The following is a 12,618-nucleotide window of genomic DNA, read 5'->3' as shown; positions in this document are numbered from 1 at the left end:
CATCGGCCCCGGGTTCCAGACGCACGGAACCCGGGGCCGTCAGCGCGTACGCCACCCCGCCCACCAGCCCCGACAGCAGAAAACTGCAGTCCACCCCGCCGGTCAGCTTCAGCAGCGGCCCCTCGTACGACGGCAGGGACACCGCCAGGACGCCGACGGCCGCTCCGGCGGCCCAGGAGAGCGTCGCCGGGACGTTCCAGCCGGCGCGGTACCAGTAGACGCCGCCCCGTGCGCGGCGGTTGAACACCTGGAGGGCCTCCGCGTCGTACACCCCGCCGCAGCGGGCGAAGCCGATGAGGGTGATGACCGCCCAGGGTGTGCCGATCGCCGTCAGCAGCAGCACGAAGGACGTCATCGCGTTCTGCGCGGTCGAGTAGTAGTGCCCGGCGAAGACACAGGCCGTGGCCACGACGGCGACCGTGTAGGTGGCCGTGGCGCGGGAGGCGCGCGGCAGGATCGCGTCCAGGTCGAGGCCCATCGAGTACAGCATCAGGCCCGCGTTGCCGACCGAGCCGGCGGAGGCCGCGAGGAGGAGCGGGACGAGGTACCAGGCCGGGGCGGCGGAGACCAGCGGGCCCGCGTAGTCGAGGGCCGCCCCGGCCGCGTACGCCGTGAAGGTGCCGAACAACTGCGGCACCAGCAGGCCCAGCATCAGCCCCAGCCAGGTCGCGTGCAGCACCCGGCGTGAGGAGTGGCGGGCCGGGGAGATGTAGCGGGTGTAGTCGCCGAGCAGCGTGATGAACGCGATCGGCCCGGACAGTCCGGCCGCCACGGCCGCGAGCAGCCAGGTCGGCCAGAACCCGCCCAGCAGATAGCCGCCGGCCTCCGGCAGCGCCGCGGTGGTGAAGCCCGGGGCGTAGGCGGCCACGCCGAGCGCGAGCAGGGCCGTCATGCCGAACGCCAGCACCCGGGACATCGCGAGCAGCACCCGGTAGCCGTACACCGCGCCCGCGACGGTCGCCGCGGCGAGCAGGCCGTAGACGATCGCGTACGACATCCCGCCCTGCGGCAGTCCGGCCAGCCGGCCCAGCACGCCCACCATCACGTCCCCGCCGATCCACACGGTCAGCGCGGTGTAGCCGAGAGCCAGCAGCAGCCCGACCACCGAGCCGACCAGCCTGCCGCGCACCCCGAACTGGGCGCCGGAGGAGGTCGACAGGTTCGTGCCCGTGCGCAGGGAGACCAGCGCCAGCGGAGCCGTGAGCACCACACCCGCCACCGTGCCCGCGAGCACCGCGCTGACCGACCCCCACCAGTCCAGGCCGAAGGACGGCGGCAGCCAGCCGAAGACGATCACGCCCAGGCAGAGGTTGGAGCCGAGCAGGATCGAGACGAGGTCGCGTGGCCCGCTGGTGCGCTCCTCCTCGGGGATGGTGTCGACTCCGCGCTGTTCGATCGGCATGCTGGTCTCCCTCGGTTAGAGCGACGTTCAATGTGATGTGTGCATCGCCTTACCGTCAACCTTCCGGTCAAGGGAATTTCATGTTTAGAGTGATGCTCTAAATGGAGGGAGTGACATGCGGCTGACCCCGACCGAACGCGACCGGCTGCTGCTCTTCGGCGCCGCCGAGCTCGCCCGCGCCCGCAGGGCCAGGGGACTGAGGCTCAACGTCCCCGAGGCGACCGCGCTCATCGCCGACACGGTGTGCGAGGCCGCTCGGGACGGCAAGCGGCTCGCGGAGGCCGTCGAGGCCGCACGGTCCGTGCTCGGGCCCGACGACGTGCTGCCCGGTGTGGCCGATGTCGTCACCGAGGTGCACGTCGAGGCGGTCTTCGACGACGGCTCGCGGCTCGCGGTCGTCTCCGGCCCCATCGGCGGCGGATCGGGGCCGGCCGCACCGGGCGCGCTGCTGCCAGGACCCGAGCACGCCGAGCCCGGACCGGCCGAGCGGCTGACGGTCACCAACACCGCGACCGTGCCGGTCTCCGTCACCTCCCACTTCCACTTCTTCGAGGCGAACCCGCGGCTCGACTTCGCGCGGGAGCGCGCCTACGGGATGCGGCTCGCCGTGCCCGCCGGGTCGACCGTGCGGTTCGGGCCGGGGGAGAGCGTCGAGGTCGGGCTGGTGCCCATGGGGGGCGACCGGATCGCGATCGGGTTCGCCGGTCTGGTCGACGGGGCGCTGGACGCGCCCGGCGCCCGCGAGGAGGCACTGCGCCGCGCCGCCGCCTGCGGCTACCTCGGCGTACCGGACACAGCTGATCAGGAGGCCGAGCGATGAGCCGCCCAGGAGGACACCCCGCCGAGGCCCGCCGCCTCACGCCGCACGAGTACGCCGCCGCGCACGGCCCCCGCGCCGGCGACCGTATCCGGCTGGGTGACTCCGGCCTCACCGTCGAGGTCGAGTCCGACTCCCAGCGCTACGGCGACGAATTCCTGGCCGGGTTCGGCAAGACCGCCCGCGACGGGCTGCACCTCAAGGCCGCCGCCGTCCGGGAGACCTGTGACGTCGTCGTCAGCAACGTCGTCGTGATCGACGCCGTCCAGGGCATCCGGAAGGTGTCCATCGGCATCCGCGAGGGCCGGATCCGCTCGATCGGGCGGGCCGGGAACCCCGACACCCTCGACGGGGTCGACGTCGTCGTCGGCACCGGCACGTCGATCGTCTCCGGCGAGGGCCTCATCGCCACGGCCGGGTCCGTCGACACGCACGTCCACCTGCTGTCGCCGCGCGTCATGGAGGCCTCGCTGGCCTCCGGCGTGACCACGATCATCGGGCAGGAGTTCGGACCCGTGTGGGGTGTCGGCGTCAACTCGCCCTGGGCGCTGCGGCACGCGTTCAACGCGTTCGACGCCTGGCCGGTCAACATCGGCTTCCTGGGCCGGGGTTCGTCGTCCCACGCGGCCCCGCTGGTGGAGGCCCTCGCCGAGGGCGGCGCCTGCGGCTTCAAGGTGCACGAGGACATGGGCGCCCACACCCGCGCCCTGGACACCGCCCTGCGCGTCGCCGAGGAGCACGACGTCCAAGTCGCCCTGCACAGTGACGGACTGAACGAGTGCCTGTCCGTCGAGGACACCCTGAAGGTGCTGGAGGGCCGGACCATCCACGCCTTCCACATCGAGGGCTGCGGCGGCGGGCACGTCCCCAACGTCCTGAAGATGGCGGGCGTGCCGAACGTCATCGGCTCCTCCACCAACCCGACCCTGCCCTTCGGCCGGGACGCCGTCGCCGAGCACTACGGGATGATCGTCTCCGTCCACGACCTCAAGACCGACCTGCCCGGCGACGCCGCCATGGCCCGCGACCGCATCCGCGCCGGCACCATGGGCGCCGAGGACGTCCTGCACGACCTGGGCGCGATCGGCATCACCTCGTCGGACGCGCAGGGCATGGGACGCGCGGGCGAGACGGTCCGCCGTACTTTCGCCATGGCCGGGAAGATGAAGTCCGAGTTCGGCGCCCCGGACGACCACGACAACGAACGCGTCCTGCGCTACATGGCCAAGCTGACCATCAACCCGGCCCTCGCCCACGGCCTCGCGCACGAGGTGGGGTCGCTGGAGGTCGGCAAGCTCGCCGACATCGTGCTGTGGCGCCCGGAGTACTTCGGCGCCAAGCCGCAACTGGTGCTGAAGTCCGGCTTCCCGGCGTACGGCGTGACCGGCGACCCGAACGCGGCGACCGACACCTGCGAACCCCTGGTGCTGGGGCCGCAGTTCGGCGCGCACGGGGCGACACCGGCCGACATCTCGGTGGCGTTCGTCGCGCAGGCCGCCCTGGACCAGGGGCGTGACGCGATGCCGACGCGCCGCCGCAGGGTCGCCGTGCGCGGCACACGCGGGATCGGCCCGGCCGACCTGCGCCGCAACTCCCGTACCGGAGCGGTCGATGTCGACCAGCGCACCGGCCTGGTCACCCTCGACGGCGAGCCCCTGCGTTCGGACCCGGCCGACTCGGTCTCCCTCAACCGCCTGTACTTCCTCTAGCACCCCGGACAAGGACCCCAGATGAACAAGGCTGCCGCCGACGGCTTCCGCATGCCCGCCGAGTGGGCCCCGCACGAGCGCACCTGGATGGCCTGGCCGGGCGAGAACCCGACCTTCGCCGACCCGGGGGAGCTGGCCGCCGCCCGCGTCGCCTGGACCGCGGTCGCCCGGGCCGTCCGCCGTTTCGAACCGGTGACGGTGGTGTGCGGTCCGGGCCGGTCGGACCAGGCGCGTGCGCTGCTGGGCGAGGGCATCGACACGGTCGAGCGGGACCTCGACGACGCCTGGATGCGCGACATCGGCCCGACCTTCCTGACCGATGGGAACGGCGAACTGGCCGCCGTCGACTGGACGTTCAACGGCTGGGGCGCCCAGGAGTGGGCCCGCTGGGAGCACGACGTGAAGGTCGCCGCGCACGTCGCCGACCTCGCCGGGGCACGGACGTACGCCTCGCGGCTCGTCAACGAGGGCGGGGCGATCCATGTCGACGGGGAGGGCACCGTCCTGCTGACGGAGACGGTCCAGCTCGGGCCGGAGCGCAACCCGCACTGGACGCGGGAGCAGGTCGAGGAGGAGATCCACGCCCAGCTCGGCACCCGCGAGGCGATCTGGCTGCCGCGCGGTCTGACCGGCGACTACCCTCCCCACGGCTTCGGCACCCTGGGCCACGTCGACATCGTCGCGGCCTTCGCCCGCCCGGGAGTCGTCGTGGCCCACTCCCAGCCGGACCCGGCGCACCCCGACCACGAGGTGACCAAGGAGGTCATCGGCCTGCTGAGGTCCCGGACGGACGCACGCGGCCGCCGCCTCGAGGTGGTGGAGGTCCCCGCACCGACCGTCCTGGAGGCCGACGGCCACTGGGCCGACTACTCCTACATCAACCACTACCTCTGCAACGGCGGCGTGGTCCTGTGCGGCTTCGACGACCCCCGCGACGAACTCGCGGCCGGTATCTTCCGCCGGCTCTTCCCCGAGCGGACCGTGACACTGGTGGACGCCCGTACGATCTTCGCTGGTGGTGGAGGCATCCACTGCATCACGCAGCAACAGCCGAAGATCTAGAACCCGGGAGCCGCAGATGGCCGGTGGGCGCAGGCAGGCGCCGCCCCGCGAGGACGTGCTCGCCGCCGCCATGGAGATGATCGCCGAGCGCGGTCTGGAGAAGCTCACCATGGCGGCGCTCGGCCGCGAGGTCGGGATGAGCAGCGGGCACCTGCTCTACTACTTCCGCACCAAGGACGAACTGCTGCTGCGCACCCTGGAGTGGAGCGAGGGCCGACTGGGCGCCGAGCGGGGGCGGCTGCTGACGCGTTCCGCCACCGCCCGCGAACGCCTCGACGCCTACGTCGACCTGTACGTCCCCGACGGCCATCGCGACCCGCACTGGACGCTGTGGCTGGAGGTCTGGAACCGCTCGCAGAACGCCGACGAGACCGCCCGCGACCGGCAGGCCGCCATCGAGGGCGTCTGGCACCGCGACCTGGTCGCCCTGCTCGCCGAGGGCATCTCACGAGGCGAGTTCCGCCGTGTCGACCCCGACCGCTTCGCCACCCGCCTGCGGTCGCTGCTGGACGGCTTCGCCATCCACGTGGCCATCGGCCTGCGCGGCACCGACCGGGCACAAGTCCTCCAGCACGTGCGGGAGTTCCTCGCGGACAGCCTCCTCGCGGACACCTGAACGCCCGCCCGGGTTGTACTCAATTCGGCGGATTGACCCCCTGGCTCGTGATGATGTTGGCTCTGGAGGAGCCCTCGGCGCGGGGCCGGGGGAGAAGCGTCCACGGGGACACGGGGATGAGGGAACACAGGGGGAACAGCACATGACCAGCACCAGGAGGGCCACGTCCGTCGCGCTCGGCGTGGCCCTGGCCGTCACGCTCGGCACCGCGCTGCCCGCGACCGCCGCGCCGGCGCCGGTGCCGCGGACCGAGAAGGCGAGCGTCGCCCCGGACGGCACCGACGGCGACGCCGCCTCCGGCGGACCGAGCCTGAGCGCCGACGGCCGCCGGCTGGCCTTCGTCTCCAGCGCCGACAACCTCGTCGCCGGTGACACCGACGGCCTCGCCGACGCCTTCGTGCGCGACCTCGAGACCGGCACGACCCGGTCGGCCAGTGGCGGCGGCGTGGACGGCTCCGTCGACGACGTCGCCCTGAGCGGCAACGGCCGCTACCTGGCCTTCGCCGCGACCGCCGCGAGCGACGGCCGCAGCCACATCTGGGTCAAGGACCTGAAGACCGGCACCCTCCAGCGCGTCGCGGACACCGTCGACACGGGCTACGACACCGGCGGGCAGCCCGCCATCAGCGACGACGGCCGCTACGTCGCCTTCGTCGCCCAGCGCTCCGAGTTCACCCAGGGCGAGGACGTCCGGGGACGCGTCTACCGCGTCGACCGCACCAGCGGCGAGGCCGTCCGCATCAGCCAGGTGCCCGCCGCGACCGACCGGAAGACCGCCGCCACCAACCCGTCCATCAGCGCCGACGGCAGCCGCGTCGGCTACCAGTTCTTCGTCCCGCACCCCTCCTCGGGCGACTGGAGCGACGCCTGGGTCCGTGACGTGCCGAGCGGGAAGCTGTTCCACGCCGACCTGGCGCCGGACGGCCTGACGTCCGACGGGCAGACCGAGTTCCCGCAGCTCAGCGCCGACGGCCGGTACGCGGTCTTCAACTCGCTCGACTCCCGGCTGACCCCGGGCGACACCAACAACGGGCACAACGTCTTCGTCCGTGACCTCAAGACGGGGGACCTGCGCCGGATCGACGGCGCCGACCCGGCCGCCTTCACCGCGTTCCCGCGGCTCAGCGCCGACAGCCGGTACCTGGCCTTCGTCTCGGCCGACCCGGGCGACCCGGACCGTACGACGCGCGCCTACGTCCGTGACCTGCGCACCGGGCGCACGGTCCTGGCCAGCCCGGACGCCGAGGGTGGGCCGAACGACCAGAGCGTGTCCGCCCCGGTGATCGACCGGCACGGCCGCAAGGCCGCCTTCAGCAGCTCCTCACCCGACCTCGTGCCCGGCGACACGTACGACACCTCGCACGTCTACGTCCGTCACATCCGGTGACCGACCGCATCCTGAGACAACCGTGAGCGAGGCGCGGGGGCTGTGCCAGACTGCCCCCGTGCTCTCGTTCGCCATGATTATTGGCAGCAGGCGCGCCGGTCCGCAGTGACCGCCACGTACGACCAGGTACGGGCGGACACCGTCGTCCTCGACCCGCGCGCAGACCTCTCGCACCCGCGAGAGGTTTTTCGCTTTTCTGGCCCACCCGAAGCCAGGAGCGAGAGCGCGAGGGAGTATGTGGGGGCGGTGGAGCCGGTCATTCCGGTACGACCGAGATCCAATCCTCAGGAGCCTTGAGACCATGACCGCAACCAGCGAACTCGACGATTCGTTCCACGTCTTCGACACCACTCTGCGCGACGGCGCCCAGCGCGAGGGCATCAACCTCACCGTCGCCGACAAGCTGGCCATCGCACGGCACCTGGACGAGTTCGGCGTGGGCTTCATCGAGGGCGGCTGGCCGGGCGCGAACCCCCGGGACACCGAGTTCTTCGCCCGCGCCCAGCAGGAGATCGACTTCCGGCACGCCCAGCTCGTCGCGTTCGGCGCGACCCGGCGCGCGGGAGCGAAGGCGGCGCAGGACCCGCAGGTCAAGGCGCTGCTGGAGTCGGGCGCCGAGGTGATCACGCTGGTCGCGAAGTCCCACGACCGCCATGTCGAGCTCGCCCTGCGCACCACCCTGGACGAGAACCTGGAGATGATCCGCGACACGGTGTCGTTCCTGACGGAGCAGGGCCGCCGGGTCTTCGTCGACTGCGAGCACTTCTTCGACGGCTACCGGGCGAACCCGGAGTACGCGAAGGCCGTGGTCCGTACGGCGTCGGAGGCCGGCGCGGACGTGGTGATCCTCTGCGACACCAACGGCGGCATGCTCCCGGCGCAGATCCAGGCGGTCGTCTCCACGGTCCTGGCCGACACGGGCGCCCGGCTCGGCATCCACACCCAGGACGACACGGGCTGCGCGGTGGCGAACACGCTGGCCGCCGTGGACGCGGGTGCGACGCATGTGCAGTGCACGGCCAACGGCTACGGCGAGCGCGTGGGCAACGCGAACCTCTTCCCGGTCGTGGCGGCGCTGGAACTGAAGTACGGCAAGAAGGTCCTGCCCGAGGGCCACCTGCGCGAGATGACCCGTATCTCGCACGCGATCGCCGAGGTCGTCAACCTCACGCCCTCCACGCACCAGCCCTATGTCGGCCTCTCCGCCTTCGCCCACAAGGCCGGTCTGCACGCCTCGGCCATCAAGGTCGACCCGGACCTGTACCAGCACATCGACCCCGAGCTGGTCGGCAACACCATGCGGATGCTGGTCTCCGACATGGCGGGCCGCGCGTCCATCGAGCTCAAGGGCAAGGAACTCGGCATCGACCTCGGCGGCGACCGGGAGCTGGTCGGCCGGGTCGTGGAGCGGGTGAAGGAGCGCGAGCTCCAGGGCTACACGTACGAGGCGGCCGACGCGAGCTTCGAACTCCTGTTGCGCACCGAGGTCCAGGGCAAGCCGCTGCGCTACTTCGAGGTCGAGTCCTGGCGTGCCATCGTCGAGGACCGGCCCGACGGATCCCACGCCAACGAGGCCACGGTCAAGCTGTGGGCCAAGGGCGAGCGCATCGTCGCCACCGCCGAGGGCAACGGCCCGGTCAACGCCCTCGACCGCGCCCTGCGCGTCGGCCTGGAGAAGATCTACCCCCAGCTCGCCAAGCTCGAGCTCGTCGACTACAAGGTCCGCATCCTCGAAGGCAAGCACGGCACCCAGTCCACGACCCGCGTCCTGATCTCCACGTCCGACGGCGCGGGCGAGTGGTCCACGGTGGGCGTCGCCGAGAACGTCATCGCGGCGAGCTGGCAGTCCCTCGAGGACGCGTACACGTACGGCTTGCTGCGGGCGGGGGTGGCTCCGGCGGAGTAACCCGGTGGGGGTGCGCGCGTCCCGGCTGAGGTGCCGCCGGCCGTCGCTGCGGGCAGTCGTGCCGCTAAGGGCGGCACGGGTGGGCGCAGCGGCACCCCGCTCCGCCGGGTTGCGGACCCACTCGGCCCAGCGGCGACGCCGGGTGTCGGGAAGCCGCCTGGTGGGTCACATGGCTGAGTCGCGGGCGCGCGGTACCTGGGTCTCGCCCAGCCGCTCACGCCCCGGCGCTCGGTCCAGCCGGAAGAGTCCCGCCCCGTTGGGCCGCTGGCCGGGGGCGTGGGCGGTGGCGCGGGTCAGTTCCTCGACCCCGTCGGCCAGGTAGCCGACCCAGGCCGAGCCCTCGTCCTCGATGATCCGCTGCGTGTCCGTCCGCAGCCGCTCGATCACCCCGAGCAGCGCGGCCTGCTCCTTGTCGCTGGGGGAGTCGGTGGTCCGCAGGTACACCTGAGCCCACTCGGACTGCGCCCTCTTGAGGATCTGCTGCAGGGCCTGCTGCGTACGGATGTAGCGCGTCCAGGACGCCGAGAAGCCGAAGATCCGGTCGAAGAGGACACAGCCCGCCCCGCCGGCCAGGAACACGAAGCCCCACTCGGGCCGCACGGTCGTGGGGGCGGCCGCGTGCACGAGTGGAGTGAGGGTGCCGACGATGCCCAGCAGCGCGGCCAGCGCCCGCAGCGACCGCGACCACAGCGACGGCCCCCGGCGCCGCGCCAGGTACCAGCCGATCGCCGTCGTCACCTCCGCCTCGGCATGCCGGAACAGCTCCCACAACAGATCGGCCCGCGAACGCGAACGGTCCAGCTCGGTGAGTGCGGACACTGTCATGTCCGCGGCCCTGCGTCTTCCGAACATGCCCCTGATCCGCCCTTTCCGCTGTGACCGGTGGACCGGCCCGGCCCTCGGCAGTAAGCCAGAAGTGAGCCAGAAGGCATCGTAGGCGCAGTGGCGTCCCGAAATCCCCGCCCTCACCGATATCCCTTTCTGTGCCGTTTCAGGTAGCTTCGAACATATGAAGGCCGCGCTGGTGCGTACCCTCGTACGTCTGCTGATCGTGCCGGTCGCCGCCGTACTGGTGGCGCTGATGGCCGGTGCGCCGGGTGCGCACGCGGCCACCGACCTCTCGAAGGTCGCCGAGGAACTGCGCGAGAACCCCGTCTACGTCGATCCGGCCGCGTCCGACCAGCTCGCCGCCTCGGACGCCGAGGCGCTCGCCGACAAGATCAAGGACGCGGACAAGCCCGTCTTCGTGGCGGTCCTCCCGGCCGACGTCCCCGCGCAGGACCTCTTCCGGAACCTCCGTACCGAGACCGGCGTCACCGGTCTGTACGGCATCCGCCTCGGAGATGAGTTCGACGCCCGTGCGGACAGCGCGGTGATGAGCCGGCAGGCGGTGTCCAACCTGGTCACGGCCGTGCAGGACGCGGGCGACACCAAGGCCCAGCTGAACGACTTCGTCGACGACGCCCTGCGCAGCGTGGGCGGTTCGGCGCCGAGCAGCTGGAGCGACGGCTCGGGCACCGACGTACCGGTCGGCGGCCTGATCACGTTCGGCGCCCTGGTCGCGGCCGGCGGCGTGGGCACCTACGCGGTGGTCCGGCGCAACCGGCGCCGCCACGAGGAGGAGCAGCGGGCCGCGCTGGAGAAGCTGCGGGTGGTGGTCGACGAGGACATCACCGCCTTCGGTGAGGAGCTCGACCGCCTCGACTTCCATCCCGGGGGACCCGGCGCCGACGACGCGATGCGCGCCGACTACGAGCGTGCCCTGGACGCCTATGAGCAGGCGAAGTCCCTGATGGCGGCCGCGACGAAACCGGAGGACGTCCGGCCCGTCACCCAGGCCGTGGAGGACGGCCGTTTCTCCCTGGCCCGGCTCGCGGCACGGATCGAGGGCGGCCGACTGCCGGAGCGGCGCCCGCCCTGCTTCTTCGACCCGCGCCACGGCCCCTCGGTCGCCGACATGAGCTGGACGCCCTCGGGCGGCACCACGCGCGACGTCCCCGTCTGCGCGGCCGACCGGACCCGGCTCACCGAGGGCCGCGACCCGGTGATCCGCGAGGTCGACACCGACTACGGCCGCCGCCCGTATTGGGAGGCCGGCCCGGCGTACGGCCCCTGGGCCGGCGGCTACTTCGCCGGCGGCATCCTGCCCGGCCTCCTCGTCGGCACCCTGCTCGGCAGCATGATGGCCGCCCCCGCCTACGCGGCCGACTACGGCTCCGGCTACGGCGACTTCGGCGGGTACGAGGGCGGTGACGTCTCCGGCGCCAACTTCGACTCCGGCGACTTCGGGGGCGGCTTCGGTGGAGGGGACTTCGGTGGTGGAGGCTTCGGCGGTGGAGGGGACTTCGGAGGCGGGTTCTGAACCCGGCAACGTCGTAGTGCCTCGCCCCGCCGCCTGAGTTCAGCGCCGCAGTGTCTCCTGGCCGCCCGCGAGCTGTCCCCGCTGCCGCCACACCACTCCGGCCACGACGCCCGCGAGCGCGACCAGCCCTGCGCTCACCCACACCGGCGACCGGTACCCGAACCCGGCACCGATCGCCGCGCCACCGGCCCAAGGGCCCAGCGCGGCGCCCACGTTGAACGCGGCCGTGGCGAAACCCCCGGCCAGCGTGGGCGCGCCCGGTGCCGCGTACAGCACCTGGGCGATCAGCGTGGAGCCGACGCCGAAGGACAGCGCCCCCTGGGCGAAGACGAGCCCGAGGGCCAGGACCGGATGCCCGGCCCCGATCGCCAGCAGGCACCAGCCCACGCAGACCGCGACGCCCCCGCCGGCGAGGACCGGCACGGGACTCCGGTCGGCGAACCGCCCCGCGGCGGTCACCCCCACGAACGACCCGGCCCCGAACAGCGCGAGCACCCCGGGCACCCATGCGCTGCCCAGCCCCGTCACCTCGGTGACCAGCGGCGCGAGATAGGTGAAGGTGCAGAACGTCGCGCCGTTCACGAGGGCGCCCAGCAGCAGGGTGACGATCAGCCGTGGGCTGCGCAGCGACCGCAGCTCACCGCGCAGCGCGGGCGGCGCGCCCTCGGCCGTCCCGCCCGGCACGGACCACGCCACCGCCACCAGGGCCGGCAGCGACACCAGCGCCACGGCCCAGAACGCCGTACGCCAGCCCCACAGCCCGCCCAGCACCGCCCCGGCGGGCACCCCGGCCACGCACGCCAGCGTCACCCCTCCCAGCAGCGTGGACGTGGCCCGGCCCTTCGCATCCGCCGGGACCATCTCCACGGCGGCCACGAGGGCGACGGCGAGGAACCCGGCGTTGGCCAGCGCTCCCACGACCCGCGTGGCGAGCAGCACCTCGAAACTGCCGGTGAGAGCACCGATGACATGGACGGTGAGGAAGACGAGGAGGAACGCCAGCAGCGTGCCCCGCCGCGGCCAGCGCCGCGCGAGACCCGCCACCAGCGGTGCCCCTACGACCATTCCCGCGGCGAAGGCGGAGGTCAGCGCGCCCGCCGCGGGAACGGACACCCCCAGATCCCGCGCGATGTCCGGCACCAGCCCGGACAGCATGAACTCGGACGTTCCCTGCGCGAACACGGCAAGGCCCAGCAGAAGAAGAGCGAACGGCATGAAGAAACTCCGCACCCGGAAGTCGACGACGAACACGACACGTCGGTCGGCGATCCGGCGGCGGAGCGAAGAAGGGGCCTCAGCGGCCCGGCATCACATTCATAAAAAGGATAGCCGGTGGCCACACTATTGTGTAATAGTT

The 12,618-nt window shown here is 72.3% G+C and carries 10 protein-coding genes; 7 read left to right on the top strand and 3 right to left on the bottom strand.

The window, feature by feature from the left end:
• A partial coding sequence (locus ACFTZL_RS29760) for a cytosine permease (protein WP_382588732.1) occupies positions 1-1,402 on the bottom strand: 1,402 nt, incomplete at its 3' end.
• 115 nt (positions 1,403-1,517) lie between these two features.
• On the opposite strand from ACFTZL_RS29760, the gene ureA reads away from it, so the two are divergent.
• The 6 genes from ureA to cimA all read left to right on the top strand — a co-directional run bounded on the left by ureA (position 1,518) and on the right by cimA (position 8,899).
• Complete coding sequence (gene ureA, locus ACFTZL_RS29755; protein ID WP_382588730.1) at positions 1,518-2,222, top strand: urease subunit gamma; 705 nt, start codon at positions 1,518-1,520, stop codon at positions 2,220-2,222.
• Entirely contained in the window at positions 2,219-3,928 is a 1,710-nt protein-coding gene (locus ACFTZL_RS29750; RefSeq protein ID WP_382588728.1) for an urease subunit alpha, read from the top strand. The genes ureA and ACFTZL_RS29750 overlap by 4 nt, the downstream gene beginning before the upstream one ends.
• A 21-nt stretch (positions 3,929-3,949) precedes the next feature.
• Positions 3,950-4,990: an agmatine/peptidylarginine deiminase gene (locus ACFTZL_RS29745; RefSeq protein WP_382588727.1), complete on the top strand. Its 1,041-nt coding sequence runs from the start codon at positions 3,950-3,952 to the stop codon at positions 4,988-4,990.
• Positions 4,991-5,006: 16 nt separating this feature from the next.
• Positions 5,007-5,606, top strand: coding sequence for a TetR/AcrR family transcriptional regulator (locus ACFTZL_RS29740; protein ID WP_382588726.1), 600 nt, complete (start codon positions 5,007-5,009; stop codon positions 5,604-5,606).
• 142 nt (positions 5,607-5,748) lie between these two features.
• Positions 5,749-6,993, top strand: a complete 1,245-nt coding sequence (locus tag ACFTZL_RS29735; RefSeq protein ID WP_382588724.1) for a TolB family protein — start codon at positions 5,749-5,751, stop codon at positions 6,991-6,993.
• A 301-nt stretch (positions 6,994-7,294) separates the two neighbouring features.
• Positions 7,295-8,899, top strand: a complete 1,605-nt coding sequence (gene cimA, locus ACFTZL_RS29730; protein WP_382588723.1) for a citramalate synthase — start codon at positions 7,295-7,297, stop codon at positions 8,897-8,899.
• 165 nt (positions 8,900-9,064) lie between these two features.
• Here cimA and ACFTZL_RS29725 read toward each other — a convergent pair whose 3' ends face one another.
• A complete protein-coding gene (locus ACFTZL_RS29725; RefSeq protein WP_382588722.1) occupies positions 9,065-9,724 on the bottom strand; it encodes an SLATT domain-containing protein in 660 nt (219 codons plus the stop codon).
• A 184-nt stretch (positions 9,725-9,908) separates the two neighbouring features.
• Between ACFTZL_RS29725 and ACFTZL_RS29720 the strand changes: the two genes are divergently transcribed.
• The gene (locus tag ACFTZL_RS29720) at positions 9,909-11,261 is read left to right on the top strand and encodes a hypothetical protein (protein ID WP_382588721.1); all 1,353 of its coding nucleotides are present in this window, start codon (positions 9,909-9,911) and stop codon (positions 11,259-11,261) included.
• 39 nt (positions 11,262-11,300) lie between these two features.
• On the opposite strand, the gene ACFTZL_RS29715 is transcribed toward ACFTZL_RS29720, so the two are convergent.
• Positions 11,301-12,476: a Cmx/CmrA family chloramphenicol efflux MFS transporter gene (locus ACFTZL_RS29715; protein WP_382588720.1), complete on the bottom strand. Its 1,176-nt coding sequence runs from the start codon at positions 12,474-12,476 to the stop codon at positions 11,301-11,303.
• Positions 12,477-12,618: the final 142 nt, after the last annotated feature.

The organism is Streptomyces sp. NPDC056948, assembly GCF_042674225.1.
GTDB classification, from domain to species: Bacteria; Actinomycetota; Actinomycetes; order Streptomycetales; family Streptomycetaceae; genus Streptomyces; species Streptomyces purpurascens.
Note: the sequence above shows the minus strand (reverse complement) of the source record. Positions and strands in the feature narration are given on the sequence as shown.